This is a genomic window from Variovorax dokdonensis, from assembly GCF_030316895.1.
GTDB classification, from domain to species: domain Bacteria; phylum Pseudomonadota; class Gammaproteobacteria; order Burkholderiales; family Burkholderiaceae_C; genus Variovorax; species Variovorax dokdonensis.
Genome location: NZ_JASZYV010000006.1, coordinates 41,562 through 65,912, shown reverse-complemented (window position 1 = coordinate 65,912; position 24,351 = coordinate 41,562). Strand labels below are relative to the sequence as shown.

The 24,351-nt window shown below is 67.6% G+C and carries 26 protein-coding genes; 13 read left to right on the top strand and 13 right to left on the bottom strand.

Annotated features, from left to right (window positions below; translation table 11 throughout):
• Nucleotides 1–12 precede the first annotated feature (12 nt).
• Nucleotides 13–246: a DUF2789 domain-containing protein gene (locus QTH91_RS21860; RefSeq protein ID WP_286662270.1), complete on the top strand. Its 234-nt coding sequence runs from the start codon at nt 13–15 to the stop codon at nt 244–246.
• A 51-nt stretch (nt 247–297) separates the two neighbouring features.
• On the opposite strand, the gene QTH91_RS21855 is transcribed toward QTH91_RS21860, so the two are convergent.
• Complete coding sequence (locus QTH91_RS21855; protein ID WP_286662269.1) at nt 298–624, bottom strand: cupin domain-containing protein; 327 nt, start codon at nt 622–624, stop codon at nt 298–300.
• Between the two features lie 173 nt (nt 625–797).
• Between QTH91_RS21855 and QTH91_RS21850 the strand changes: the two genes are divergently transcribed.
• The 6 genes from QTH91_RS21850 (at nt 798) to acuI (ending at nt 6,322) form a co-directional block, all read left to right on the top strand.
• The gene (locus tag QTH91_RS21850) at nt 798–1,370 is read left to right on the top strand and encodes a methylated-DNA--[protein]-cysteine S-methyltransferase (protein ID WP_286662268.1); all 573 of its coding nucleotides are present in this window, start codon (nt 798–800) and stop codon (nt 1,368–1,370) included.
• Between the two features lie 64 nt (nt 1,371–1,434).
• Nucleotides 1,435–2,637, top strand: coding sequence for a multidrug effflux MFS transporter (locus QTH91_RS21845; protein ID WP_286662267.1), 1,203 nt, complete (start codon nt 1,435–1,437; stop codon nt 2,635–2,637).
• On the top strand, nt 2,634–4,058 hold the full coding sequence (locus QTH91_RS21840; RefSeq protein ID WP_286662266.1) for an MFS transporter: 1,425 nt from the start codon (nt 2,634–2,636) through the stop codon (nt 4,056–4,058). Before QTH91_RS21845 ends, QTH91_RS21840 begins: the two co-directional genes overlap by 4 nt.
• 98 nt (nt 4,059–4,156) lie before the next feature.
• Nucleotides 4,157–4,510, top strand: a complete 354-nt coding sequence (locus tag QTH91_RS21835) for a type II toxin-antitoxin system prevent-host-death family antitoxin (RefSeq protein ID WP_286662265.1) — start codon at nt 4,157–4,159, stop codon at nt 4,508–4,510.
• Nucleotides 4,510–5,262, top strand: coding sequence for an ATPase (locus tag QTH91_RS21830; protein WP_286662264.1), 753 nt, complete (start codon nt 4,510–4,512; stop codon nt 5,260–5,262). Before QTH91_RS21835 ends, QTH91_RS21830 begins: the two co-directional genes overlap by 1 nt.
• A gap of 55 nt (nt 5,263–5,317) precedes the next feature.
• Nucleotides 5,318–6,322 (top strand): acrylyl-CoA reductase (NADPH), encoded by a 1,005-nt coding sequence (acuI, locus tag QTH91_RS21825; protein WP_286662263.1) that lies wholly within the window; start codon nt 5,318–5,320, stop codon nt 6,320–6,322.
• A gap of 2 nt (nt 6,323–6,324) precedes the next feature.
• Here the strand turns inward: acuI and QTH91_RS21820 are convergent, their stop codons facing one another.
• The 5 genes from QTH91_RS21820 to QTH91_RS21800 are packed head-to-tail and all read right to left on the bottom strand — an operon-like array spanning nt 6,325 to nt 10,674.
• The gene (locus QTH91_RS21820) at nt 6,325–7,314 is read right to left on the bottom strand and encodes a Bug family tripartite tricarboxylate transporter substrate binding protein (protein ID WP_286662262.1); all 990 of its coding nucleotides are present in this window, start codon (nt 7,312–7,314) and stop codon (nt 6,325–6,327) included.
• A gap of 48 nt (nt 7,315–7,362) precedes the next feature.
• Nucleotides 7,363–8,094, bottom strand: a complete 732-nt coding sequence (locus QTH91_RS21815; RefSeq protein WP_286662404.1) for an SDR family NAD(P)-dependent oxidoreductase — start codon at nt 8,092–8,094, stop codon at nt 7,363–7,365.
• A 2-nt stretch (nt 8,095–8,096) separates the two neighbouring features.
• Nucleotides 8,097–9,302, bottom strand: coding sequence for a 3-oxoadipyl-CoA thiolase (pcaF, locus tag QTH91_RS21810; protein ID WP_286662261.1), 1,206 nt, complete (start codon nt 9,300–9,302; stop codon nt 8,097–8,099).
• A 23-nt stretch (nt 9,303–9,325) separates the two neighbouring features.
• On the bottom strand, nt 9,326–9,970 hold the full coding sequence (locus QTH91_RS21805; RefSeq protein ID WP_286662260.1) for a 3-oxoacid CoA-transferase subunit B: 645 nt from the start codon (nt 9,968–9,970) through the stop codon (nt 9,326–9,328).
• A gap of 2 nt (nt 9,971–9,972) precedes the next feature.
• On the bottom strand, nt 9,973–10,674 hold the full coding sequence (locus QTH91_RS21800) for a 3-oxoacid CoA-transferase subunit A (RefSeq protein WP_286662259.1): 702 nt from the start codon (nt 10,672–10,674) through the stop codon (nt 9,973–9,975).
• Between the two features lie 72 nt (nt 10,675–10,746).
• Between QTH91_RS21800 and QTH91_RS21795 the strand changes: the two genes are divergently transcribed.
• A complete protein-coding gene (locus tag QTH91_RS21795) occupies nt 10,747–11,547 on the top strand; it encodes an IclR family transcriptional regulator domain-containing protein (protein WP_286662258.1) in 801 nt (266 codons plus the stop codon).
• Nucleotides 11,548–11,574: 27 nt separating this feature from the next.
• Here the strand turns inward: QTH91_RS21795 and QTH91_RS21790 are convergent, their stop codons facing one another.
• Together QTH91_RS21790 and QTH91_RS21785 are read right to left on the bottom strand one after the other, a co-directional pair.
• Nucleotides 11,575–12,873 carry an MATE family efflux transporter gene (locus QTH91_RS21790; RefSeq protein ID WP_286662403.1) on the bottom strand — a complete coding sequence of 433 codons (1,299 nt, stop codon included), beginning with the start codon at nt 12,871–12,873 and terminating at the stop codon, nt 11,575–11,577.
• Nucleotides 12,874–13,082: 209 nt separating this feature from the next.
• On the bottom strand, nt 13,083–13,676 hold the full coding sequence (locus QTH91_RS21785) for a DUF2239 family protein (protein WP_286662257.1): 594 nt from the start codon (nt 13,674–13,676) through the stop codon (nt 13,083–13,085).
• A 252-nt stretch (nt 13,677–13,928) separates the two neighbouring features.
• Between QTH91_RS21785 and QTH91_RS21780 the strand changes: the two genes are divergently transcribed.
• Complete coding sequence (locus QTH91_RS21780) at nt 13,929–16,304, top strand: Tex family protein (protein ID WP_286662256.1); 2,376 nt, start codon at nt 13,929–13,931, stop codon at nt 16,302–16,304.
• Between the two features lie 20 nt (nt 16,305–16,324).
• Nucleotides 16,325–17,395 carry a patatin-like phospholipase domain-containing protein gene (locus QTH91_RS21775; RefSeq protein ID WP_286662255.1) on the top strand — a complete coding sequence of 357 codons (1,071 nt, stop codon included), beginning with the start codon at nt 16,325–16,327 and terminating at the stop codon, nt 17,393–17,395.
• A 49-nt stretch (nt 17,396–17,444) separates the two neighbouring features.
• On the opposite strand, the gene QTH91_RS21770 is transcribed toward QTH91_RS21775, so the two are convergent.
• Genes QTH91_RS21770 through gbd form a run of 4 tightly spaced genes read right to left on the bottom strand, consistent with a single transcriptional unit; the run spans nt 17,445 to nt 20,280 of the window.
• Nucleotides 17,445–17,810 (bottom strand): nitrile hydratase accessory protein, encoded by a 366-nt coding sequence (locus QTH91_RS21770; RefSeq protein ID WP_286662254.1) that lies wholly within the window; start codon nt 17,808–17,810, stop codon nt 17,445–17,447.
• Nucleotides 17,807–18,466, bottom strand: a complete 660-nt coding sequence (gene nthB, locus QTH91_RS21765; RefSeq protein WP_286662253.1) for a nitrile hydratase subunit beta — start codon at nt 18,464–18,466, stop codon at nt 17,807–17,809. The genes QTH91_RS21770 and nthB overlap by 4 nt, the downstream gene beginning before the upstream one ends.
• Nucleotides 18,463–19,119, bottom strand: a complete 657-nt coding sequence (gene nthA, locus QTH91_RS21760) for a nitrile hydratase subunit alpha (RefSeq protein ID WP_286662252.1) — start codon at nt 19,117–19,119, stop codon at nt 18,463–18,465. Before nthA ends, nthB begins: the two co-directional genes overlap by 4 nt.
• Nucleotides 19,120–19,143: 24 nt before the next feature.
• Nucleotides 19,144–20,280 (bottom strand): 4-hydroxybutyrate dehydrogenase, encoded by a 1,137-nt coding sequence (gene gbd / locus QTH91_RS21755; RefSeq protein ID WP_286662251.1) that lies wholly within the window; start codon nt 20,278–20,280, stop codon nt 19,144–19,146.
• A 61-nt stretch (nt 20,281–20,341) separates the two neighbouring features.
• Between gbd and QTH91_RS21750 the strand changes: the two genes are divergently transcribed.
• Genes QTH91_RS21750 through QTH91_RS21740 form a run of 3 tightly spaced genes read left to right on the top strand, consistent with a single transcriptional unit; the run spans nt 20,342 to nt 23,068 of the window.
• The gene (locus tag QTH91_RS21750) at nt 20,342–21,241 is read left to right on the top strand and encodes a 2-keto-4-pentenoate hydratase (protein WP_286662402.1); all 900 of its coding nucleotides are present in this window, start codon (nt 20,342–20,344) and stop codon (nt 21,239–21,241) included.
• 5 nt (nt 21,242–21,246) lie between these two features.
• Nucleotides 21,247–22,185, top strand: coding sequence for an alpha/beta hydrolase (locus tag QTH91_RS21745; RefSeq protein ID WP_286662250.1), 939 nt, complete (start codon nt 21,247–21,249; stop codon nt 22,183–22,185).
• Nucleotides 22,178–23,068, top strand: coding sequence for a YbgC/FadM family acyl-CoA thioesterase (locus QTH91_RS21740; protein WP_286662249.1), 891 nt, complete (start codon nt 22,178–22,180; stop codon nt 23,066–23,068). The genes QTH91_RS21745 and QTH91_RS21740 overlap by 8 nt, the downstream gene beginning before the upstream one ends.
• 279 nt (nt 23,069–23,347) lie before the next feature.
• On the opposite strand, the gene ygfZ is transcribed toward QTH91_RS21740, so the two are convergent.
• Nucleotides 23,348–24,349, bottom strand: a complete 1,002-nt coding sequence (gene ygfZ / locus QTH91_RS21735; RefSeq protein WP_286662248.1) for a CAF17-like 4Fe-4S cluster assembly/insertion protein YgfZ — start codon at nt 24,347–24,349, stop codon at nt 23,348–23,350.
• Between the last annotated feature and the right edge of the window lie 2 nt (nt 24,350–24,351).

Here is a 24,351-nt window from a genome sequence, read left to right as displayed (position 1 = left end):
ACAGAATGTCGCATGGACCTCACGAACCACGACCTCAAGGATCTGTTCGAGCAGCTTGGCCTGCCGAGCGCACCCGGCGACATCGACGCCTTCATCGGCAAGCACCGTCCGCTGGACGACGGCGTGGCGCTGGCCGACGCGCCGTTCTGGACCGAGGCGCAGGCGCAGTTCCTGCGCGAAGAGATCAACGAGGACGCCGACTGGGCCGAGATGGTGGATCAGCTCAACGTGCGGCTGCGCGGCTAGGACGGCGCTGCCTGCTTCGGCTCGCGCCCGGCCAGGAAGGGCCATGCGCATTCACGCCGCTTGCACGATCACCAGCGTGACGAGCACATCCGAATCTTCGAGCGCCCGCAGCGCGTGCGGCACGCCGCCGCCCAGGTAGGCGAACTGGCCGGCCTCCAGGACGGGGCTTCGGTCCGGCAGCACGAGTTCGATGCGCCCTTTGAGGCATTGCACCGTGAGCGATCCGGGCACGCTGTGCTCGGGCATGGTCTTGCCGGCCGCCAGGATGAGGCGCATGGCCTCCAGGTCGGGCGCCTTGAACAACGCCACCGTCCGGTCGGGCGAGGAGGGCGCGCGCAGATCCACCACGTCGCCCGAGACTGCATGTGCGATTGCCATGCCCGCCAGTGTGGGCAGATGCCGGAACCAAATCAAGCGGTCATCCACCCGGAAGGCGAAGGAGTGCGAGCGGCGACAGCGCATGGCGGCGGTGGGGGCTTGGCTTGCCTGTGCCGCGCCAGCGGGAGTAAAACCCGCACCCCGGGCCGGTAATTTCGAGATCGAGGTGGCGCATGAACAGCGAAGGGTTTGCTCTTTTCGAGACTCGCTACGGCGCCTGCGGGATTGCCTGGGGCGAGCGCGGCATCGTAGGGGTGCAGTTGCCCGAGGCAGATGAGGCGGCCACCCGCGCCCGCATGCACAAGCGGTTTTCGAGCCTGAAGGAGGGCGCTCCCCCGCCCGACGTGCGCGCTGCCATGGCGCGCATCACGCATTTCCTCGGCGGCGCCATCGACGACCTGGGCGACCTGGACCTCGACTGGCACGGCGTGAACGACTTCCAGCGCCGCGTCTATGAGTTGGCGCGGCGCATTCCCTTGGGCGAGACCCGGACTTACGGCCAGATTGCCGGCGAACTGGGTGACAAGAACCTCGCGCGCGCGGTCGGCCAGGCCTTGGGGCAGAACCCGTTTGCCCCCGTTGTGCCCTGCCACCGGGTGCTGGCGGCGGGCGGCAAGACCGGCGGCTTCTCGGCCCACGGCGGCACCAAGATCAAGATGCGGATGCTGGCGGTGGAGGGCGCGGAAGCGGCTGCCCTCAGCGGCACCGGATCACTGTTCTCCGCGCAGGCCATGCGGCAACCTTGAGCCGGCCCGGCCTTTGGCCGGGGGTGCCAGCGCGAGGCATGGGGCTTGGCGACAATCAGCGCCAATGACATCGCGCTTATTTCGCCTGGCTCTGGTTCTGGGCCTCATCACGGCCATCGGGCCCTTCGCCATCGACATGTATCTGCCGGCGCTGCCGGCCATCGGTACCAGCCTGAACGCGGACTCGACCCAGGTTCAGATGAGCCTGACGGTCTTCTTCCTGGCGATCGGCATCGGGCAGCTTCTGTACGGGCCGGTGTCGGACATGGTGGGACGCAAGGCGCCGCTGTATTTCGGGCTCGCCTTGTATGCGATGGCGAGTGTCGGCTGCGCCCTGGCGCGCGATGTCGAGACGCTGGTGGCGTTCCGCTTCGTGCAGGGCCTGGGCGCCGCGGCTGGCATGGCGATCCCGCGCGCCGTGGTGCGCGACCTGCATACCGGCAACGAGGCGGCTCGGCTGATGTCGCTGCTGATGCTGGTCTTCAGCGTCTCGCCCATCCTGGCGCCGCTGGCGGGCAGCGGCCTGATCGCCCTTGGCGGCTGGCGCGTCGTCTTCTGGTTTGCGGCGCTGGCCGGCGTCGCCGGACTGGCGCTGACGGCCTTCAGCCTCGCCGAGACGCGCGATGCGCGCGAGCGACTGGACAGCACCCTTGCCGGCGCGCTGCGCGCCTATCTCCTGCTGCTGCGCGACCCGCATTACCTGGGCTTGGTGTTCATCGGCAGCTTCGCGATGGGTGGCTTTTTCGTCTTCCTTTCGAGCTCATCCTTCGTCTTCATCGACCACTACGGTTTCTCGCCGACGCAGTACAGCCTTGCCTTCGGGGTGAATGCGGCGGCGTTCATCGGGGCGGCGCAATTCACGGCCCATCTTGGCCATCGCCTGGGCCTGGTGACGCTGGTTCGCCGCTCGGCGCTGGCCTGCGCGGTCGACATGGCCGTGCTTCTGGGTTACTTCCTGCTCGGTGGCGATGACTTCCGCGTGCTGATGGCGCTGTACTTCGTCGCCAGCGCCTTCATGGGTTGGGTCATTCCCAGCACCAGCGTGCTCGCACTGGACACGCACGGCAGCATCGCCGGAACCGCGTCGGCGCTGATGGGCACACTGCAGATGCTCACGGGGGCGCTGATGATGGGGCTGGTCTCGCTGTTTGCCGGCCACTCGCCGGTGGTGATGGTCTCGGGCATGGCGGCGGGCGTCTTCGTGGCGCTCGCGCTGACCTGGATGTCCTTGCGCGGCCCCGCGCGGCTGGCGGTCGGGCAGGCATGAGCGCGGCCGCACCGACGGTTCGCGACGGCCTGCCGCAGCCCCAGCGCATCTATTCGATGATCGTGATCCTGCTGGGGATCGCGGTGTCGGTGCTCGACGGCACCATCGTCAACCTGGCGCTGCCGGGCATCGCGCACGAACTCGACGCCAGTCCGTCGACCGCCATCTGGGTGATCAACGCCTACCAGATCGCCACCCTGGTCCTGCTGCTGCCGCTGGCGGCGCTGGGCGACCGGGTGGGCTACCGGCGCGTCTACCTGGTGGGCATGGTGCTGTTCACGGCGGCATCGCTCATGGCTTTTTTCGCGCAGTCGCTGGGCATGCTGATCGCGGCGCGCACGCTGCAGGGGCTGGGTGCGGCCGGCATCATGAGTGTCAATGCCGCCCTGGTGCGGCTGACCTTCCCGGCCGCCGTGCTGGGCCGCGGGGTAGCGATGAACTCCCTGACCGTCGCGGTCGCGTCGGTGGCCGGGCCGACGCTGGCTGCGGCGATTCTCTCGGTCGCCTCCTGGCCGTGGCTGTTCGCGCTCAATCTGCCCTTGGGTCTGCTCGTGCTGGGCCTGGGCTTCAAGGCGCTGCCGCACAACATCGTCAAGGCCAGCGGGCTGCGCATCGCGCCGCTGGATGTCGCGCTCAACATCCTGATGTTTTCGCTGATCTTCATCGGTGCCGACGGCCTGGGCGTGCGCGACACCGGCGCCGCGCACGGCACGCCCGCGGTGGCATGGGGACTGCTGGGCGCGGGCGTGTTGGTCGGGGTGTTCTACATCGGGCGCCAGCGAAAGCTGCCCTTGCCGCTGTTTCCGGTGGACCTTCTGCGCATTCCCGTGTTCGCGCTGTCGATGTGCACCTCGGTCATGGCCTTCTGCGCACAGATGCTTGCCTACATCGCAATGCCGTTCCTGCTGCTCGGGCCGTACGGGCGAACCCATGTGGAAGCCGGCCTGCTCATCAGCGCGTGGCCGCTGGGCATCGTGGTGGCCGCGCCGATTGCGGGCCGCCTCATCGGGCGCTATGCGGATGGCTTGCTCGGCGGGGTCGGCATGAGCCTGATGGCTGTTGGACTGGCTTGCCTGGCGATGCTGCCCGAGCACGCGGGCAATGCCGACATCGCATGGCGCCTGGCCCTGTGCGGCATCGGATTCGGGCTGTTCCAGTCGCCCAACAACCACACGATCGTCACGTCGCCGCCGCCGCATCGCAGCGGTGCCGCCAGCGGCATGCTGGGATCGGCCCGCCTGACGGGCCAGACGCTGGGCGCGGTGCTGCTGGCGGTGCTTTTCAGTTTCTGGCCGCCGCAGGAAGGGCGCGGGCTGGTCATCGCCCTGGCCCTGGCCGCCTGCTGCGCGGCCTGCGCCGCGGTGACGAGCACGCTGCGCGTGCGTGTGGGTCTGCCCGTGCGACCGGTCTCCGGCGCCTGATTTCCGGCCGGGTGCCAGGGACGCATCCGGCAAAATGGCCATACCTGGGAATAAATGTCCATTTTTGCCATAATGGACCTACTCCAAAGGGAATCACCATGACCACCACCGTATTGCCCAGCCTCGAACTTCTGCCGCGCCAGAACGCGTCGCAGGTCAAGAACAAGTGGGGCGACGTGGTGCGCCAGGTGCGCCAGAACGGCAGCGTGGCCATCACGAACCATGCCTCGGTCGAGATGGTGCTGCTCGACGCCGCCATGTACCAGCAGTTGAGCGAAGACCTGCAGGCCCTGCGCGCGCGCGAGCGCAATCAGCTCGATGAGCTGTCACAGCGTTTCGACGAGCGCCTGGCGGCCTTGCAGCAGCCGGATGCGGCGCGGCGCGTCGATGCGCTGTTCGAATCCCGGGGTCGCCTGGGCGGCAAGCGACCCAAGGCAGGCGCCACGTTCTGATGGCGCGTGCGCCGCGCGCTGCGCGAAAGGCGCGGCCTTTCATCTTCGTGCTGGCGGGTGTCAATGGCGCCGGCAAAAGCTCCGTCGGTGGCGCGCTGCTGGCGGAACATGGCCTGACCTGGTTCAACCCCGACACCCATGCCCGCGAGCTGGTCGCCGCACTCGGCCTGCCGATCCAGGAAGCCAATGCCCGGGCTTGGCAGCAGGGACGCACGCGCCTGGAGGCGGCAATGGCCAACGGCCAGAACTTTGCCTTCGAAACGACCTTGGGCGCCAACACCATCCCGCAGTTGCTGGCGCAGGCCGCCAGCACGCACGACGTGGTGATGATCTATTGCGGGCTGGCCAGCGTCGAGCACCACCTGAAGCGGGTGAAAGCGAGGGTGGAGCAGGGTGGCCACGACATTCCGACCGACAAGATCCGCGAGCGATGGACGGCTTCGCGCCTCAACCTCATCCGCCTGATGCCGCATCTGGCCCGCCTGCAGGTGTTCGACAACAGCGTCGAAGTGGCGCCCGGCCAGCCGATCGCCGACCCGGTGCTCCTGCTCGACGTGCAGGGCGGCCTGGTGCGCTTTCCGGGGCCGGGCGATGCGCAGGCACTGCGCGCCACGCCCGAATGGGCCCGCCCCGTGCTGCAAGCCGCCTTCGAGCACCAGGCGCGCCTGGGCGGCGCCGCGACATCATCGGCAGCGCCAGATCGCAAGCCGGCCGCCAAGGGCGCGCCGAAGTCGCGCAAGCTGCTCCAATAGCGACGAAGTCATCGCGCGCACCGAATTCTTCCAATGAACCGATGAAGGAGATCCCATGACGTTCCAGGCCCTCGTGATCGACAAGGACGACGCCGGCTACCGCGCAGCCGTGCGCTCCCTGGCGGACAGCGATCTGCCCGAAGGCGATGTCACCGTCGGCGTGCAGTACTCCACCATCAACTACAAGGACGGATTGGCCATCACCGGCAAGTCGCCGGTGGTGCGCAAGTTCCCGCTGGTGGCCGGCATCGACTTTTCCGGCGTGGTGCAGCAAAGCACGCATGAGAAGTGGAAGCCGGGCGATCGCGTGATTCTCAACGGCTGGGGGGTCGGCGAGACGCACAGCGGCGGCTTGTCGCAGGTCGCGCGGGTCAAGGGGGATTGGCTGGTGGCCCTGCCGGACGGGTTGAGCACGCGGCAGGCCATGGCCATCGGCACGGCCGGCTACACCGCCATGCTTTGCGTGATGGCCCTCGAACGGCACGGCCTGAAGCCGGCCGACGGCGATGTGCTCGTCACCGGCGCGAACGGTGGCGTGGGCAGCGTGGCCATTGCGCTGCTTTCGAAGCTCGGGTTCCGGGTGGTGGCGTCGACCGGCCGCATGGCCGAAGCCGAACATCTGAAGGCCCTGGGCGCCGCCGAGGTGATCGACCGCGCCGAGCTGTCCGCGCCCGGCAAGCCCCTGGGCAAGGAGCGCTGGGCGGGCGTGGTCGACTCGGTGGGCAGCCACACGCTGGCCAATGCCTGCGCGACCACGCGCTATCGGGGCGCCGTCGCGGCCTGCGGACTGGCGCAGGGCATGGATTTTCCGGCGACGGTCGCGCCCTTCATCCTGCGCGGCGTCACGCTCTACGGCATCGACAGCGTGATGGCACCGCAGGCGCTGCGCCAGGAAGCCTGGGGCCGCCTGGCGAAAGACCTCGACCTGTCGAAGCTCGATGCCATCACGAAAGAGATCGCGCTGTCCGACGCGCCCCAGGCCGCCGCCGACATCCTGGCCGGCAAGATCCGCGGCCGCCTGGTGGTGAACGTGGGCAGCGGCGGCGCACCGGCCGCCTGAACTCAGTCGACGCTGGCGCCCGACTCCTTGACCACCTTGCTCCACTTGAGCGTCTCGGCCTTGATGAAGGCAGCGAACTGCTCGGGCGTCTCGGCAACCACGTCGCCGCCCTGAGCGGCGATCTTCTGCTTCACCTCGGGCTGGTTCAGCACCTTGACCAGGGACTTGTTGAGCTGGGCAACGATGGGCGCAGGCGTGCCGGCGGGAGCGAACAGCCCGAACCATGACGTGGCCTCGTAGCCGGGCACGCCGGCTTCGGCGATCGTCGGCACGTCGGGCAGCTCGGGCGAGCGCTTGGCGGTCGTCACGGCAATGGGACGCAGCTTGCCGGCACGCACGTGCTGGATGGCCGAAGGCATGTTGTCGAACATGATGGCGATCTGGTTGCCCAGCAGGTCGTTCACGGCCGGAGCGCTGCCGCGATAGGGGATGTGGACCATGTCGACCTTGGCCATCGACTTGAACAGCTCACCCGACAGGTGGATCGAGCTGCCGCTGCCCGACGAGCCGAAGTTCACCTTGCCGGGGTTGGCCTTGGCATACGCGATCAGCTCGGGCACGGTCTTGAACGGCTGCGCAGGATTGGCCACGAGCAGGTTCGGCACCGTGGCGACGCGCGACAGCGGCGCAAAGTCCTTGATCGGGTCGAAGGGCATCTTCTTGTACAGCGATTCGTTGATCGCATGGGTGCCCACGGTGCCCATGAACAGCGTGTAACCGTCGGCCGGCGAGCGCGCGGCCAGCTGGCCGCCGATGTTGCCGCCCGCACCGGCGCGGTTGTCGATCACCACGCTCTGGCCCAGGTCGGCGCCCAGGGCCTGGCCCACGATGCGAGCCAGGATGTCGGTGGTGCCACCGGCCGCGAACGGCACGATGATGGTGATGGGCTTGCTCGGGAAGTTGTCAGCCGCAGCAGAGAACGGAAGCATGGCGGCTGCCGCGCTGGCGATGGCGGCCAGGGCGAAGCGGCGGGTAGGCAGGTTGCGGCTCATGAGAAATTTGACTCCTTGGAATAGTGATGAGAAAGGCGGGCGGCGCACTCAGACGGGCGCCACGCCCAGGGTGGTTCCGCCGCACACGTAGAGCACCTGGCCGGTGACGAAGCCGTTCTCGGGCGCCAGGAAGAACAGCACGGCGCGCGCGACGTCTTCCGGCGTGCCCATGCGGCCCACGGCAATGCTCTTGAGGATGCGTTCCGTCTGCGGAGCGCCTTCGGGGTTGCTCTGGCGGAACAACTCGGTGGCGATCGGCCCCGGCCCGATCGCGTTGACGGTGATGGCGTCGCGGCCCAGCTCCATGGCCAGGGTGCGGGTAAGTCCGATCAAGCCGGCCTTGGTGGCCGAATAGACGATGCGCTCGCCCTTGCCCAGCGCCGCGCGCGACGACATGTTGACGATCCGCCCCTCGCCGCAGGCGCGCAGCGTGGGCAGGAAGGCTTGCACCAGCAGCATCGGCGCGCGCAGGTGCAGACCCACCACGTCGTCGAGCTGGCCGGTGGTGGCCGTGTCGATCGTGCCGGGCCGGGTGGCGCCGGCGTTGTTGACGAGGGCCGTCACGTTGAAGCGGGCCGCGATGTCTTGCGCCGCGCGCCGCGTTGCCTCTTCGCTGGTCAGGTCGGCCTGGAACGACGCCAGCCGTGAGTGCTCCCATTGGGGCAGGGCATGGTCGAGATTGACCACCGTGCGGCCCTGCGCGAGCAGTGCTTCGGCGATGGCGCGGCCAATGCCGTTGCTGGCGCCTGAGACGACGGTGACGGGGGTGCCGGCTTCAATGCTCACACGCGCTCCAGGATCACGGCGATGCCCTGGCCCACGCCGATGCACATGGTGCACAGCGCATAGCGGCCGCCGGTGGCGTGCAGCCGGTTGACGGCGGTGGTCGCCAGGCGGGCGCCGCTGGCACCGAGCGGATGCCCCAGCGCGATGGCGCCGCCCCAGGCGTTGACACGCTCGTCGTCGTCCGCGAGGCCCAGCATGCGCAGCACGGCGATGCCTTGCGCGGCGAAGGCTTCGTTGAGTTCGATCACGTCCATCTGCGCCAGCGTCAGGCCAGCCTGGGCCAGCACCTTCTGCGTGGCCGGCGCCGGGCCGATGCCCATCACGCGCGGGGCCACGCCGGCCGTGGCCATGCCGACCACGCGCGCCTTCGGCGTGAGGCCGTTCTTGCTGGCCTGCACTTCGCTGGCGAGCAGCAGCGCGCACGCGCCGTCGTTCACGCCGCTGGCGTTGCCGGCGGTTACGGAGCCATCCGGGCGGACCACGCCCTTGAGCTTGGCGAGCGCCTCGAGGCTGGTGTCGCGGGGATGCTCATCCTTGTCGACAACCAGCGGATCACCTTTCTTCTGGGCGATGGTGACCGGCGTGATTTCGCGTGCCAGATGGCCGGCCTGTTGCGCGGCCACGGCCTTCTTCTGGCTGGCCAGCGCCATCCGGTCCTGGGCCTCGCGCTCGATCTTGTGGTCGTCCGCCACGTTTTCGGCCGTCTCGGGCATGGAGTCGACGCCGTACTGCGCCTTCATCAGCTTGTTGACGAAACGCCAGCCGATGGTGGTGTCGTACACCGCGTTGGCGCGGCTGAATGCCGTCTCGGCCTTGGGCATGACGAACGGAGCGCGGCTCATGCTTTCCACGCCGCCGGCGATCATGAGGCCGGCTTCGCCCGCCTTGATGGCACGCGCGGCCGAGCCCACGGCGTCGAGGCCGGAGCCGCACAGGCGGTTGATGGTGGCGCCGGGCACGTCGATGGGCAGGCCGGCCAGGAGCGCCGCCATCCGCGCGACGTTGCGGTTGTCTTCGCCGGCCTGGTTGGCGCAGCCGTAGAGCACGTCGTCGATGGCGGTCCAGTCGACCTGCGGGTTGCGCGCCATCAGCGCCTTGATCGGAATGGCGCCCAGGTCGTCGGTGCGCACGGAAGACAGCGCGCCGCCGTAGCGCCCGAAAGGCGTGCGGATGGCGTCGCAAATGAAAGCTTGTTGGCTCATGGTTTCGTCTCCTTGGGTGGTGGTCAGGCGGGCAGGATCGGCAGGCCGATCAACTGTTCGAGTTCCGGAATGGAAAGGCCTTCGACCATGTCGACCAGTTGCAGGCCCTCGGGCGTGCAGGCGAGGGTGGCGAGGTCGGTGTAGATGCGCTTGACGCAGGCAAGCCCGGTCAGCGGATAGGTGCAGTGCGCAACGATCTTGCTCTGCCCTTGCTTCGTGAGCAGGTCCATCATGACCCAGGTCTGCTTGGCGCCGATCGCCAGGTCCATGGCGCCGCCGACGGCAGGAATCGAGCCGGCTTCGCCGGTGCTCCAGTTGGCCAGATCACCCGTCGCCGAGACCTGGAAGGCACCCAGGACGCAGATGTCGAGGTGGCCGCCGCGCATCATCGCGAAGCTGTCGGCGTGGTGGAAGAACGCACCGCCCGGCAGCAGTGTCACGGGCTGCTTGCCGGCGTTGATGAGGTCGTAGTCTTCCTGCCCCGCCGCGGGCGCCGGGCCCATGCCCAGGATGCCGTTCTCGCTTTGCAGGATCACCTCGCGACCGGCGGGGATGTGGTTGGCCACGAGCGTGGGCTGGCCGATGCCCAGGTTGACGTAGGCGCCGTCGGGAATGTCCTGCGCTACGCGGCGCGCCAGTTCGTCCTTGCTGCGTCTGGTGTAGGTCATGCTCATGCCGCCTTCTTGAAACCAGCGGCCTGGGTGGCCACGCGGGGAACCTTCACCACCCGGTGCACGAAGATGCCCGGTGTGACGATGCTTTCGGGGTCGAGGGCGCCCAGGTCCACGATCTCGTGGACGGAGGCGATGGTGTGGCGTGCGGCCATGGCCATCACCGGGCCGAAGTTGCGCGCCGACATGCGGTAGTCGAGGTTGCCCCAACGGTCGCCGCGTTCGGCCTTGACCAAGGCCACGTCGCCATGGATGGGGTATTCGAGCACGTAGTGCTTGCCGTCGATCTCGCGCGTTTCCTTGCCCTTGGCCAGTTCGGTGCCGTAGGCCGTTGGGCAGAAGAAGGCGCCGATGCCGGCACCGGCAGCCCGCAGGCGCTCGGCCAGGTTGCCCTGCGGCACGAGTTCCAGCTCGAGCTTGCCGCTGCGATAAAGGCCGTCGAACACGTGGCTGTCGACCTGGCGGGGAAAGCTGCAGATGATCTTGCGCACGCGGCCGGCGGCCAGCAGGGCGGCCAGGCCGGTGTCGCCGTTGCCGGCGTTGTTGTTCACGACCGTGAGATCGCGCGCACCCTGTTCAATCAGCCCGTCGATGAGTTCGGAAGGGATGCCGGCGGTACCGAATCCGCCGATCAACACGGTGGAGCCGTCACGCACTTGGGCAAGCGCGTCGGCCACGGACGGTGCAATCTTGTCGATCACTGCACGCTCCTTCGATCAAATATGTTCTAAAGGCGAACACATGTTCGCTAAAAGAATTATAGTCCTGCAACCATGGCCACCGATCCAACCAAAGACGTCACGGCGACAGCCAAGCCGAGCGACAGCTATGTCCAGTCCTTTGCGCGGGGGCTGGAAGTCATCCGGTCCTTCAGCGCGCAGGCGCCACAGCAGACGCTCAGCGAGGTGGCTTCGCGCACCGGGCTCACGCGTGCGGGAGCACGCCGCATCCTGCTCACGCTGGTGAACCTGGGGTACGTGGAAAGCGACGGCCGCCTGTTCCGGCCGACGGCCCGGCTGCTGGACCTTGGCTTCGCTTACCTGTCCTCGCTGCCCATCTGGAACCTGGCCGAACCGGTCATGGAAGACCTGGTGGAGCAGGTGCGGGAATCCAGCTCCGCCGCGGTGCTGGATGGCCTGGACGTGGTCTATGTGCTGCGCGTGCCGACGCACAAGATCATGAGCACCAACCTGGGCATCGGCTCGCGATTGCCGGCGTTCTGGACGTCGATGGGCCGTGTGCTGCTGGCGACGCTGCCCGACGGCGAACTGCATGAGCGGCTGGCACGCGTGCCCCGCGTGCGCTACACGTCGCGCACGGCGATGGACGACCAGACCTTGCTCGAACGTATCCACGAGGTGCGTCGACAAGGCTGGTGCCTGATCAATCAGGAACTGGAGGAGGGGCTGATTTCGATCGCGGCGCCGCTGATCAATCGCTCGGGCAAGACGGTGGCAGCGCTCAACATCAGCGGCCAGGCCAACCGGACGAGCGAGGCCCAGATGCGCGACGAATTCCTGCCGGCGCTGCTGGCCGCGGCACAAGCCATCGGCCAGCGCATGCCGCGTACCTGAGGGCGCCCGGCCCGCGCCGGGCCGGCGTCAGATCAAGGTCTTGATGGTCTTCTTGCGCCAAACGAGGCGGTAATACAAGGCCTGCAGCACGAGCATGGCGCTGAAGGCGACCGGGTAGGCGACCCACACGCCATCGAGCCCGATCCGCTGACTCATGAACCAGGCGGTCGGCAACTCCACAACCACGATGCAGCCGATCGAGATCAGCGTGGGCACCAGGACGGACCCGCTCGCGCGCATGATCCCCGACAGCGCCGAGGCCATGCCGAAGATCACGCAGCTCCAAAGCATGATGTGAAGGAGCGTCTGCGCCACTTCGATCACTGGCTCGCTGGTGATGAACAGACCCATCAACTGCCGCGACAGCAGGTAGCCCAGCAGCACCAGCGAACCGGTCAGCACCAGGTTCATCAGCAAGGCCGTGCGCGTGATCGCGCCCAGTCGTTCGCTGCGCCCCGCGCCAATGGCTTGCGCGCCGAGGATCGATGCAGTGATGGCGATCGAGATGGCCGGGAACTGCACATAGGCCACCACCTGGTTGACCGCGCCGTAGGCCGCAGTCGCGGACGATCCGAAAGCGTTGACGAACGACAGCAGCGCCAGTTCCGCCGATGCCACCACGATCATCTGCACCCCGGTGGGCACGCCCACGCGCAGCACGCCCTTGAGCAGCTGCGGCTGGATACGCAGATGCCGCACGAAGTCCGCATCGGGCGCGAGCGGACTGCCTTTGCGCCGCAGGTGGAAAGCCAGCCAGGCCGTCGCGGCGACAAAGCCGACGACCGTTGCCCACGCCGCACTGGTGACGCCCATCTGCGGCAGGCCGAACCAGCCGCGAATGAGCGCGGGCGTCAGCACCAGGCCGGTGGCGGTGGAGATCATCAGCGTGTACAGCGGCGAGACCGTGTCGCCGACGCCGCGCAACATGGCGGTGGACAGCAAGAACACGAACAGCCCCGGCATGGCCAGAAGAATGATGCGGGCGTAGCGGGTGGCGTCGGGCAGGATGTCCGGCGGTGTTCCCAGCGCCCTGAGCATCGGCTGCGTGAACCAGCCCCCGAAGATGGCGACCACCAGCGCGAACAGCACGCCGACGGTGAGCGTGGTGCCGGCGACAGCGCGGGCCGTCTCGGCCTTGCGGGCACCCCAGGCTTGTCCGATCAGCACCGACGCGCCGGCGCCCAGGCCGATCGTGAAGGCGATGAAGAAGAACATCACCGGAAAGAAGCTCGACACGGCGGCCAGCGCTTTCACGCCGATCATCTGCCCGATGTAGACGTTGTTGAGCGTGCCCGAGGCCGACTGCAGGATGTTCGACAGCAGCATCGGCGCCAGGAAGACCAGGAAGGTCTTCCAAAGCGGCCGGGTCTCGGTGCTGCCGGTGGGCTGATGAGGTGGCGGCGGTGCCGGTTGCGCCTGTGGTCCGGCGCCGGCGGTCGCCACCGTGGCGGCGGGCATCGCAGTGGCGGCCTCGGCGACAGCCATCGCTGCGGCGGTGCCTGGATCGGAAGGGGAGTTCGAATCGCTGGAGGTGTTCACTGCGACGTCCACGCGCCCAGCGCGAGCCGTCGCAGGTAGGCCTTGAGGTCATCGGGCCACGCTTCGACCAGACGATCGAACCGCTCGGCCTCGCCGGCAAAGAGCGCCCTCGACGCTTCTTCGAAGCCTGGCAGGTCGCCGGCCATTTCCTTCATCACACGGTAGGTGGTTTCCTGGGCGGCGCGCTGGGCATCGCGTTCGCGGTGCACCTGGCGCGCCTCGTCGACCAGCCGGCGCAATGCCGCGGAGGCCCCGCCGGGCTGGCGGTTCAGCCACTCCCAATGGCGCGGCAACAGCGTCACTTCGCGCGCAACCACGCCCAGCCGCGGCCGGCCGACCGAACGCGGCGCCGGAGCGGGTGGGGGCAGGGCGGTGGCCCCGCCTTCGGGACGCAGATCGAGTTCAAGACGCTCGCCGGTGGCGTCGTCGAAGATCCGAAGCAGCACGTCGGGTTCGGGCGGCGCGGCGCGCAGGCGTGCGATGAGTTCGGGTTCGGGCCCGGCATCGACACGTGACAAACCGGCGAACGCGCTCAACTGGCGAACGGCAGGATCGGCAAGCTCTGTTTCTTGTGCGGGTTCCGTCGACATGGATCTTCTCCAGAAGATGGTGATTTTACCCTGATTTAATTAAAGCTTTGCAAGCCCCTCACCCTGCTCGCGTCGGTCGGCATTTTTACCCCCGATTGACGGGCAGGGAAGGGGCGGCGTCAAGTCGGGAGTTCGCTTGGGCGCCGGGACCGGTCTGTAGCGATCGCCTTGGCAGCGTGTGGCAAACTTTGCGGCTTTGCCGGCTGGCGCCCGAATACTTTGTCGCCGCCGGGGCTTCGCGTTCAGGATTTCATGCAGAAGATCATTCGCCAGATCGCCGACGAGCTGAAAGTCGGCGAGGCCCAGGTGAAAGCGGCCGTCGAACTGCTCGACGGCGGCTCCACGGTTCCCTTCATCGCCCGCTATCGCAAGGAAGTCACGGGCGGACTCGACGATGCGCAACTGCGCGAACTGGAAGTGCGCCTGTCGTACCTGCGCGAGCTGGAAGACCGCCGAGTCGCCGTGCTCAAGAGCATCGACGAGCAGGGCAAGCTGACGGACGCATTGCGCGCCGCCATCGCCGCCGCGCCGACCAAGCAGGAACTCGAAGACATCTACCTGCCCTTCAAGCAGAAGCGCCGCACCAAGGGGCAGATTGCCCGCGAGGCCGGCATCGAGCCGCTGGCCGACCGCCTGCTGGCCGACCCCACGCTCGATCCCGCCAAGGAAGCCCAGGCCTACCTGAGCCCGCCGCAGACCCTGGACGACGGCAAGCCGGGCCCGGATTTCTCCACGGTGCCAGCCGTGCTCGACGGCGTGCGCGACATTCTTTCCGAGCGTTGGGCCGAAGACGCCGCGCTCGTGCAGTCCTTGCGCGAATGGCTATGGGCCGAGGGCCTGCTCAAGTCCAGCCTGGCCAGCGGCAAGGACGAAAACAACCCGGACGTCGCCAAGTTCCGCGACTATTTCGACTACGACGAGCCGATCAACCGTGTGCCCTCGCACCGGGCCCTGGCTGTCTTTCGCGGACGCGCGCTGGAAATCCTGGACGCCAGGCTGGCGCTGCCGGTCGAGCCCGAGCCCGGCAAGCCGAGCCTGGCCGAAGGCAAGATCGCGCTTCACCTCGGCTGGAGCCATGCCGGACGTCCTGCGGACGACCTGCTGCGCAAGTGCGTGGCCTGGACCTGGCGCGTCAAGCTCAGCCTGTCGTCGGAGCGCGATCTTTTCAGCCGCCTGCGCGAGGACGCCGAGAAAGTCGCGATCAAGGTGTTCGCGGACAACCTGCGCGACCTGCTGCTCGCGGCGCCGGCCGGCCCGCGCGTGGTGATGGGCCTGGACCCCGGCATCCGCACCGGCGTCAAGGTGGCAGTGGTCGACGCCACGGGCAAGTTGGTCGACACCTCAACCGTCTATCCGCATGAGCCGCGCAAGGATTGGGAAGGCTCCCTGCACACGCTGGGCAAGCTGTGCGCCAAGCATGGCGTGAACCTGATCGCCATTGGCAACGGTACCGCCAGCCGCGAGACCGACAAGCTGGCCGCCGACCTCATCAAGCTGCTGGCCAAGATGGCAGCGCAGGCCGGCGCACCGGCACCCGCGGTCGAGAAGGTGGTCGTGAGCGAGGCGGGCGCCTCGGTCTATTCGGCCAGCGAGTTCGCGTCGCTTGAAATGCCCGATGTGGATGTCAGTCTGCGTGGCGCCGCGAGCATTGCGCGCCGCCTCCAGGACCCATTGGCCGAACTGGTCAAGATCGACCCCAAGAGCATCGGCGTGGGCCAGTACCAGCACGATGTGAACCAGAGCGAACTCGCGCGCACCCTGAGCGCCGTCGTCGAGGATTGCGTGAACGCGGTCGGCGTGGACCTGAACACCGCCAGCGTGCCGCTGCTGTCGCGCGTGTCGGGCCTTTCGCCCAGCGTGGCCAAGGCCGTGGTGCGGTGGCGCGAGTCCAACGGCGCCTTCGGCAGCCGTCAGCAACTGCTGGAAGTGAGCGGCTTCGGCGCCAAGACCTTCGAGCAGAGCGCGGGCTTCCTGCGCGTGCGCGGCGGCACCAATCCGCTCGACGTGACCGGCGTCCACCCCGAGACCTATCCGGTGGTCGAGCAGATCATGGCCAAGACCGGCAAGGCGGTGGCCGACCTGATGGGCCGCGCCGACATGCTCAAGACGCTGCGGCCCGAACTCTTCGCCAACGAGAAGTTCGGCGTGATCACCGTCAAGGACATCCTGGGTGAACTGGAGAAGCCCGGTCGCGACCCACGCCCCGACTTCAAGGTCGCGCGCTTCAACGACGGTGTCGAAGACATCGTCGACCTCAAGGAAGGCATGGTGCTCGAAGGCACCGTGAGCAACGTGGCGCAGTTCGGCGCCTTCGTCGACCTGGGCGTCCATCAGGACGGCCTGGTTCACGTGAGCCAGCTGTCGAACAAGTTCGTCAACGACGCGCGCGAAGTCGTCAAGACCGGCGACATCGTCAAGGTCAAGGTGCTCGAAGTGGACGTGCCGCGCAAGCGCATCAGCCTGACAATGAAGCTCGATGCCGCCCCGGCCCGCCGCGACGGCCCGCGCGACAACCGCTTCGAATCGGCAGGACGTGGCGACCAGCGCCGCATGCGGGACAGCAACGCGCCGCAAGCCGGCAGCCAGATGGCCAGCGCGTTCGCCAAGCTGCAAGGTCTGCGCAAGTAGACAGCGCCAGACTGGCTCGCATGAAAGCCCTGCGCATCCATGCCGGTCCACTGGCGCGTGCCCATATCGAGCAGCACGGACTGCGTCCGGCCGACGTGCGCGTCATCCCGGGCGCGGCCGGTGGGCCGAAGGGGCTCATCCTTGGGCCGATCGATCGCTTTCTTTTCGGCGAGTGGCTGCCGCAGTCCGACCAGCCGGTCGACCTGGTGGGGGCTTCGATCGGCGCATGGCGGTTGGCCAATGCCTGCCTGAACGACAGCGTGCGGGCCTTCCAGGATTTCGAGGATGGCTACATCGCTCAGCACTTCGAGGTGCCGCCGGGGCAGAAGCGCCTGACGGCGCGGCAGGTCAGCGATCAGTTCGGTGCCGGCCTGCGTTCGTTCTACGGTGGGCGCGCGCGGGAGGTGCTTCACCATCCCCGCTACCGGCTGCACGTCATCACCGCCCGCGGGCGGCACATCCTCGGTCGCGAAGGCAAGGCGCGCACCCCGGTGGGCTACCTGGGCGCCTTCGTCGCCAACAGCGTGCGCCGCAAAAGCCTGGGCGCCTGGCTGGAGCGCGTGGTGTTCTCGGCGCCCGGGGCGGAGCTGCCGTTCGGAACGCAAGATTTCAGAACGCGCCGTGTCGATTTGAGCGAGGCGAACTTCGAGCCGGCCCTGCAGGCTTCGTGTTCCATTCCGTTCATGCTGGCCGCGGTGCATGACATTCCCGGCGCTCCTCCCGGCGCCTATTGGGACGGCGGGATCACCGACTACCACCTGCACCTGCAGTACGCCAACGCCGACGGGATCGTGCTCTACCCGCACTTCCAGCAGTCCGTGGTGCCCGGCTGGCTCGACAAGGGTTTGAAGTGGCGCCACGCGGCCACGCCCTGGTTGGATCGGATGGTGGTGCTGGCACCCGACGCGGAATGGGTCGCGTCGTTGCCCAACGGCAAGCTGCCCGATCGCAACGACTTCGTCCGCTATGGCAACGATGCGGCAGCGCGCAGCGCCGTGTGGCGCAGTGCCGCGAGCGCTGCCCAGCAACTGGCGGACGAATGGAGCGAGTGGCTGCGCCGTCCTGATCCGAGCCGGCTGCGGCCGCTTTAGCCATCGCTCGCGTGTGGCTCGCGGTTCGGCGCGGGCACCTGTGAACGGGTCAGGCCGGAAAGTCGGTCGGCGTCAGCTCGATGGGTTGACCGTGCGGCGTGCGGTCCGCCGCCCGATGCCAGGCCTGCCGATAGCTGGCGAGTTCGGGCCCGCTGGCTGCACCCTTCGCGGCGACCAGCGACTCGAGGGCCGCCAGCCAGTGGTGGTAGTAGTGCTCGCCGGTGTCCGAATGGCCGGATGCATCGTCGGCACGGATCTGCTGGCTCAGGGCGTCCGCCCACTCCGCCCATGTGAACAGCCCGCGCTCATGCAGCTTGACGGTGATCGCGAAGGCATGGGCCTCCCAGGGCTCACGGAACACGGTTTCGTCGTCGGCGCGGCGCAGGGCGACATCGATTTGGGGTGCGCGATTCATGCCGCCTCCAGGTAGCTTTCCCAGGCGTCTACGGAAATGCGCAAATCGGCCGCGGCATCGGCGCCCCACAACTCGCGTCCCTCGAAGACCACGGTGTAGAGGTGTTGCGGCTGCTCGCCCAGGCCTTGGGCGTTGGCATCGGCGAACACATGGCCGCCATGCAGGTGCTCGACCAGGCCGACCTTGCCGCGGACATAAGCCGGCAGGCGGCAATGGTGGTCGAATGGCCCATTGGCGCAGCGCACCACATCGCCCGCCTTGAAGCGAGGCGCGGTCGCGAGCTCGCGGGCCGTGGGCGAGCCCTTGGCCAGCGCAGCGGGAACGTCCTGCGCCCGCAGCACGCGCTGGATCGGGGCGGCCGGCTCGAGCATGCGGCCTGCCTGCAATTCGGCAGCGCTGACCTGGTGGCGCTCGATCATCAGTTTCTCCAGCGCGGCCAGCCAGATCTGGTAGTAGCTCAGTTGCAGGTAGTCGGGCAGCGTCTCGCGGGCGCTTCGGCTTGCGTCGATGTTCCACGAGCCGGTGCCGCCCATGGCCAGTGTCAGGGCGAGGGCGCGGGCCTCCCACTCGGCATGGAACAGTTCGCCTTCGGGCTCGGCCACGATGGCGCCAGTGATGTTCCGCCCCCCCAGGTCGGCATGGGTGACGTAGCTCATGCGCGCGAACCCGGCGCACGCGCCAGACCGGTGCCGATCATCGAATCGCGAGTGACCAGATCGGCCAGTTGGGCTTCGGTCAGGTGCTCGGTGCCGGCCGGGCGCTGCGGAATGACGAGGTAGCGTACTTCGGCGGTGGAGTCCCAAACCCGGATTGCGGTCGACTCCGGCAGCGTCACGCCAAATTCCTGAAGCACGCCGCGAGGGTCCTTGACGGCGCGCGATCGATAGGGGGCGCTCTTGTACCAGGTGGGCGGCAAACCCAGCACCGACCACGGGTAGCAACTGCACAGCGTGCACACCACCATGTTGTGCTGCGCGTCGGTGTTGGCCACGGCCACCATGTGTTCGCCCTGGCGGCCTGAATAGCCCAGCGATGCGATCGCGGCCGTGGCGTCGCGCAGGAGCCAGTCGCGGAACGCCTCGTCGACCCACGACTTCGCGACCACCCGCGCGCCATTGCGCGGCCCGACCTTGGTCTGGTAGGTATCGATCAGGACATCGAGCGCCGCCGGATCGATGTAGCCCTTTTCGGTGAGCACGGACTCGAGTGCCCGCACGCGCAGGTCCATCTCGCCGATCTCGCTGTGGTCGTGCTCGTGCTCGTGCTCATGGTGATGGTGGTCGTGTCCGCCGGGGTGATCGTGTGCCATGGATGTCCTTCTGGCGCGGCGCGGCTACATCGATGCTTCGAGCATCTGCAGGTAGTCCTCGCGGCTTGCCAGGCGCGGGTTGGTCTTGTGGCAGTGGTCCGCCATGGCACCGTCGATGACGCGGTCGAACACATCGGGCGTGACGCCCACTTCCGCCAAGCCGCTCGGCAGGCCCAGCCGCTGGTTCATGTCCCGGATGGCCGGTCCCAGATCGGCGGCTGAGTCCAGATGCATGGCCTGCGCCATGCGCTGCAGGCGCTGTTCCTTGCGCACCGACTCGGCTTCGCCGTTGAAGGCGATCACGGCGGGCAGGAAGAGGGCGTTGAGCGTGCCGTGGTGCAGGCGCGGGTCGACGCCACCGAGGCTGTGGCTGAGCGAATGCACGCAGCCCAGGCCCTTCTGGAAAGCCATGGCGCCTTGCATCGAGGCGCTCATCAGGTTGAGTCGCGCCTCGCGGTCGCTGCCGTCCTTGGTGGCGCGCTCGATGTGGCTCCAGGCGCGTTCCAGGCCATCGAGCCCGATGCCGTCGGCCGGTGGGTTGAAGGCCGCCGACATGAAGGTCTCCATGCAATGGGCGATGGCGTCCATGCCGGTGGCGGCCGTCAGGCGCGGCGGCAGGCCCAGCGTGAGTTCGGGGTCGCAGATGGCGGCCTTGGGCATCAGGAACCAGCTGTGAAAGCCCAGCTTGCGGTGGTCGTCCACGATGATGATGGCGCCGCGCGCCACTTCGCTGCCGGTGCCGCTGGTGGTGGGGACCGCGATCAGCGGCGCCACCTTGTCGGTGATCTTGGGCGAGCCGCCTTCAATGGTGGCGTAGGTCTTGAGCGGGCCTTCATGCGTGGCCGCGATGGCCACGCCCTTGGCGCAGTCGATGGCCGAGCCGCCGCCCACGGCCACCAGGCCATCGCACCGCTGGTCGCGGTAGATCGCCACGGCGGCGCGGACTGCCGCCTCGGTCGGGTTGGAGGGTGTCTGGTCGAACACGGCAACTTCCATGTCGCCGAGTGCATCCAGCGCCTTTTGCAGGATGCCGGCCGCACGCACACCGGCGTCCGTCACGATCAGGGGCCGGTTGATGCCCACCCGCGCACATTCGGCACTGAGCTGGCGCACCGCGCCAAACTCGAACTGGATCTGGGTCAAGTACTGGATGAGAGCCATGGATATCGAGGGGCTTTAGGATTCGGGTTCGCCAATCTAACAAGAGGAGCCCGCCTTGCCCATGCCCCGAACCCTTGCCCTTGTCGCGCTTGGTACAAGTGCGCTGCTCGCTGGCTGCCAGATCGCGCCGCCCGCGCTGCAGGTGAACGAGGCGCCGAGTTGCCTGTCGGACAAGCAGGTCGACGCCATGATGCAGGCGCGTGAGGCCAGGCAGCCCTTCCCGGCGCCGGTCGGCCTGAGTGAGGAGGGTGCGGCATGCACCCGCGCCAAGGTGGTCGCCCGCCTGGCCAACACCGAAGGGATGCGGGTGGGCTACAAGGCGGGCTTGACCAACCCGGCCGTGCAGCAGCGCTTCCGCGCCAATCAGCCCGTCTGGGGAGCGCTGCATGGCGACATGCTGCTGCGCGACGGCGCCAACGTCAGCGCCGCATTCGGCGCGCGTCCGCTTTACGAGGCCGACCTGCTGGTCCGGGTGCGCAGCGCCGAGATCAACCAGGCCCGCACGCCCGCGCAGGTGCTGGCCAACATCGACCAGATCATTCCATTCATCGAGCTGCCGGACCTGGTGGTGGATGCACCACCCAAGCTCGATGGCAACGGCGTGACCGCCATCAACGTCGGCGCGCGCCTGGGCGTACAGGGCAAACCCCTGATCGTGCCCGTCGAAGCACCACAGATGCAGGCGATGCTTGCTCAGCTCGCCGACATGAAGGTCGTGCTGCGCGATGGCGATGGCAAGGAACTGGGCGGCGGAAAGGGAAGCGACGTGCTCGGCCATCCGCTCAACGCGGTGGTCTGGCTCACGCAGGCGCTTGCGCGGGAAGGGCAGGCGCTCAGGCCGGGGCAACTGGTCAGCCTCGGCTCCTTTTCAGCCCTCCTGCCGCCCAAGCCCGGCCTGAAGGTGACGGCCAGCTACGAAGGCGTCCCGGACCTCCAGCCGGTGAGCGTGAGTTTCAAGTGAAGTCCATGCCGCCCTTGACGCCTCGGATGGCGGATGTGGTCGCACGCATGGCGCGCGCCGGCCACCCGCCTTTGCATGCCCTCGCCCCGGACGATGCCAAGCTTGCCTACGAGAAGGGCTCCGGCGTCCTCGAAGTTCCCAAGCCGGCGCTCGAACGCGTGCAAGACCTTCGCATCGCGGCACGCGACGGCCAGGCACTCCCGGCGCGGCTGTATGCGCCCTCGCACGAACGCCTGCCGCTGCTGCTCTACTTTCATGGCGGTGGTTTCACGGTGGGCAGCATCGCCACGCACGACACGTTGTGCCGCGTGCTGAGCGAACGTTCCGGCTGCGCCGTGGTCTCGCTCGACTATCGGCTGGCACCGGAGCACCGCTTTCCCACAGCGGCCAACGATGCATGGGACGCGCTGAGCTTCGTCGCTCGCGAGGGCGCCCACGCATGGGGCCTCGATGCGTCGCGCATTGCGGTGGGCGGCGACAGCGCCGGCGGCACGCTGGCGGCCGTCTGCGCCATCCAGGCCCGCGACGCCGGCCTGCCGTTGGCGCTGCAGTTGCTGTTCTACCCAGGCACCACGGCGCATCAGGACACGCCGTCGCACCAGGCGCTGGCCGATGCGCCGCTGCTGTCGCAAGATCTCATCGGCTATTTCTTCGGCCAGTACGTGACGAGCCGCGCCGACCGTGACGACTGGCGCTTCGCACCGCTCAATGCGCCTGACGTGGACGGCGTCGCGCCGGCCTGGTTCGGCCTGGCCGAAATCGATCCTCTGGTCGACGAAGGCATCGCCTATGCCGACAAGCTGCGTCTGGCCGGCGTGCCGGTCGACCTCGAAATCTATCGCGGCGTGACCCATGAGTTCATCAAGATGGGACGCGCCATTCCTGAAGCTTTGATCGCGCATGCCGACGCTGCGCGTGCTCTTGCCCAAGCCCTCCATGCCTGATACGACCCCGCCCCAGGTGCCCCAGCGCGCCGACTTCCGCTTCTTCCACCGGCTGCGCGTGCGCTGGGCCGAGGTGGACATGCAGAAGATCGTGTTCAACGCGCATTACCTGATGTACTTCGACACCGCCGTCGCCGACTACTGGCGGGCGCTGGCCTTGCCCTACGAATCGTCGATGCACGAGCTGCAAGGCGACCTCTACGTGCGCAAGGCAACGGTGGAATTCCATGCCTCCGCGCGCGTCGACGAACTGATCGACGTCGGCATGCGTTGCACGCGCGTCGGCAACAGCTCCATCCTGTTCACCGGCGGCCTGTTTCGCGGTGATCAACTGCTGGTCAGCTGCGAGCTGGTCTATGTGTTCGCCGATCCGAGCACGCAGACCTCGCGGCCGGTGCCGGCGTTGTTGCGCGAGTTGCTCCTGGGCTACGAGCGGGGCGACGATGTGTGCCAGATGCGGACGGGCACGTGGGATGAGCTGGGCGAACGCGCCAGCGTGCTGCGGCGCGAGGTGTTCATCGGCGAGCAGGCCATTCCCGCCGACATGGAATGGGACGACGCCGACGCCGGGGCCGTGCATGGCGTGGCCCTGAATGCGCTGGGGCACGCGATCGCCACCGGCCGGCTACTCCAAGGCGAATCGCCGGGTCTTGCGCGCATCGGACGAGTCGCCGTGCATCGCAATCTGAGGGGAGGGCGCTGGGGCGCAGCCTTGATGCGGCTGCTGGAAGACGCAGCGCGGGCTCGCGGCGACCGCGAAATTCGGCTGCATGCACAAGTCAGCGCGCGTGCCTTCTATGAACGACTGGGGTATGCCGCTTGCGGCGATGTGTTCGAAGAGGCGGGCATCGCCCACATCGAGATGAGCCGGTCACTGCATTGAGCGGCCGGCCTGGCGCGGCTCATGCCCGGGTCAAGCGATGAAGCACACGGCGATCGGAATTTTCTGATGCTTCGGCGGAATCACCTTGCATCCGGGACGCGGCAAAAAAGGTCCAATACATACATGCGCTGTCACGCATCCCAGGGAAAACATAAAAAGACGATTCAAACCAACTAGAAGCAACGTAAACCAAGAAGACAAAGAAGAAAAAGACAAAGAGTAGGAGGACAAATCCCCGAGCCGCGAGATCCGCGCCTCGGGGATTTTTTTTTGGTTCAGTCAGATATCGGCCAGCAATTCATAGGGCAGAGGCAGCAAAGAAATCGGCTGCCCCTGTGCGTTCTGAGCGCGCAAACTTCCGGCCTCGGCCGCTGAAACCTGCAGCGATGCAATGGCGTCGAAACCGCCGTCAGGCGACGCGGCCGCTTGCACCACCGTGCCGACCGGCTGTTCGGCGTCGGCAGGTGAATAGATTTCCTGTCCAACCTCGAGGGGACCATCCGCCTGGACCACATAGGCGCGCCGCTTGAGCGTTCCGCGGAACTGGCTGCGCGCGACGACTTCCTGGCCCGGGTAGCAGCCCTTCTTGAAATTCACGCCGCCCACCGATTCATAGTTGAGCATCTGCGGCACGAACGCGTCGAGCACAGGCGTGCTCAAGCTGGCCACGCCGCTGCGCACTTCGCTCCAGGCCCAAAGTGCTGGTTCCATCGCATTGCCTTTCGGCGGCTGCGCATCGGCCGGGCCGATCCACAGCGCGCGTGGAACGCCGTCCGCCGGATAGAGAGAAACGACACTGGCGGTGCCGACGGCCTTGCGAACCCAGGCCGGCGCGGCCGCATCGAGGCCATTCGCCACAACGGCCGAGCCGGCCAGGCCGAAAAGGGCGAACTCGGTGCTCGCGTCGCGCAGTTTGACCTTGGCGCGCAACACGTACATCTGAAGGCGCTTGAGCGTGGCTGCCAGGATGTCGGCGCCAAGCATCAGGACGATGGTCTCCGGCTGCGGACGGATGCCGATGAAGCTGGCAATCATCCGGCCCTTCGGCGTGCATAGCGCCGCCAGTCGGGCCTGGGTGTCGTTCAGAAGGGAAATATCCTGCGTGAGCTGGCCATGCAGGAAGGCTGCGGCGTCAGGGCCTTCGGCCACGATCACGCCGAGATGGGACAGGGCGCAGGTCCCGTCGAGGGCGGCTTGTTGAGTCATCGCTGAATTATCATGGCCGGCTGCCATTCCTTTCGGGCTGCGGGGCCTTGCGAACCCGGCCTGCGATACGCTCATTC

What these genes read in the sequence shown, in the direction of transcription:
- QTH91_RS21835 (WP_286662265.1), top strand. Translation starts at nt 4,157, where the DNA reads ATGACCACCACCGTATTGCCCAGCCTCGAACTTCTGCCGCGCCAGAAC.
- QTH91_RS21775 (WP_286662255.1), top strand. Translation starts at nt 16,325, where the DNA reads ATGAAAGCCCTGCGCATCCATGCCGGTCCACTGGCGCGTGCCCATATC.
- QTH91_RS21840 (WP_286662266.1), top strand. Translation starts at nt 2,634, where the DNA reads ATGAGCGCGGCCGCACCGACGGTTCGCGACGGCCTGCCGCAGCCCCAG.
- QTH91_RS21850 (WP_286662268.1), top strand. Translation starts at nt 798, where the DNA reads ATGAACAGCGAAGGGTTTGCTCTTTTCGAGACTCGCTACGGCGCCTGC.
- gbd (WP_286662251.1), bottom strand. Translation starts at nt 20,280, where the DNA reads ATGGCTCTCATCCAGTACTTGACCCAGATCCAGTTCGAGTTTGGCGCG.
- QTH91_RS21805 (WP_286662260.1), bottom strand. Translation starts at nt 9,970, where the DNA reads ATGACCTACACCAGACGCAGCAAGGACGAACTGGCGCGCCGCGTAGCG.
- QTH91_RS21780 (WP_286662256.1), top strand. Translation starts at nt 13,929, where the DNA reads ATGCAGAAGATCATTCGCCAGATCGCCGACGAGCTGAAAGTCGGCGAG.
- nthA (WP_286662252.1), bottom strand. Translation starts at nt 19,119, where the DNA reads ATGGCACACGATCACCCCGGCGGACACGACCACCATCACCATGAGCAC.
- QTH91_RS21855 (WP_286662269.1), bottom strand. Translation starts at nt 624, where the DNA reads ATGGCAATCGCACATGCAGTCTCGGGCGACGTGGTGGATCTGCGCGCG.
- ygfZ (WP_286662248.1), bottom strand. Translation starts at nt 24,349, where the DNA reads ATGAGCGTATCGCAGGCCGGGTTCGCAAGGCCCCGCAGCCCGAAAGGA.
- QTH91_RS21785 (WP_286662257.1), bottom strand. Translation starts at nt 13,676, where the DNA reads ATGTCGACGGAACCCGCACAAGAAACAGAGCTTGCCGATCCTGCCGTT.
- QTH91_RS21770 (WP_286662254.1), bottom strand. Translation starts at nt 17,810, where the DNA reads ATGAATCGCGCACCCCAAATCGATGTCGCCCTGCGCCGCGCCGACGAC.
- QTH91_RS21830 (WP_286662264.1), top strand. Translation starts at nt 4,510, where the DNA reads ATGGCGCGTGCGCCGCGCGCTGCGCGAAAGGCGCGGCCTTTCATCTTC.
- acuI (WP_286662263.1), top strand. Translation starts at nt 5,318, where the DNA reads ATGACGTTCCAGGCCCTCGTGATCGACAAGGACGACGCCGGCTACCGC.
- QTH91_RS21750 (WP_286662402.1), top strand. Translation starts at nt 20,342, where the DNA reads ATGCCCCGAACCCTTGCCCTTGTCGCGCTTGGTACAAGTGCGCTGCTC.
- QTH91_RS21860 (WP_286662270.1), top strand. Translation starts at nt 13, where the DNA reads ATGGACCTCACGAACCACGACCTCAAGGATCTGTTCGAGCAGCTTGGC.
- QTH91_RS21795 (WP_286662258.1), top strand. Translation starts at nt 10,747, where the DNA reads ATGGCCACCGATCCAACCAAAGACGTCACGGCGACAGCCAAGCCGAGC.
- QTH91_RS21845 (WP_286662267.1), top strand. Translation starts at nt 1,435, where the DNA reads ATGACATCGCGCTTATTTCGCCTGGCTCTGGTTCTGGGCCTCATCACG.
- nthB (WP_286662253.1), bottom strand. Translation starts at nt 18,466, where the DNA reads ATGAGCTACGTCACCCATGCCGACCTGGGGGGGCGGAACATCACTGGC.
- pcaF (WP_286662261.1), bottom strand. Translation starts at nt 9,302, where the DNA reads ATGAGCCAACAAGCTTTCATTTGCGACGCCATCCGCACGCCTTTCGGG.
- QTH91_RS21745 (WP_286662250.1), top strand. Translation starts at nt 21,247, where the DNA reads ATGCCGCCCTTGACGCCTCGGATGGCGGATGTGGTCGCACGCATGGCG.
- QTH91_RS21740 (WP_286662249.1), top strand. Translation starts at nt 22,178, where the DNA reads ATGCCTGATACGACCCCGCCCCAGGTGCCCCAGCGCGCCGACTTCCGC.
- QTH91_RS21790 (WP_286662403.1), bottom strand. Translation starts at nt 12,873, where the DNA reads ATGCTGCTGTCGAACATCCTGCAGTCGGCCTCGGGCACGCTCAACAAC.
- QTH91_RS21820 (WP_286662262.1), bottom strand. Translation starts at nt 7,314, where the DNA reads ATGAGCCGCAACCTGCCTACCCGCCGCTTCGCCCTGGCCGCCATCGCC.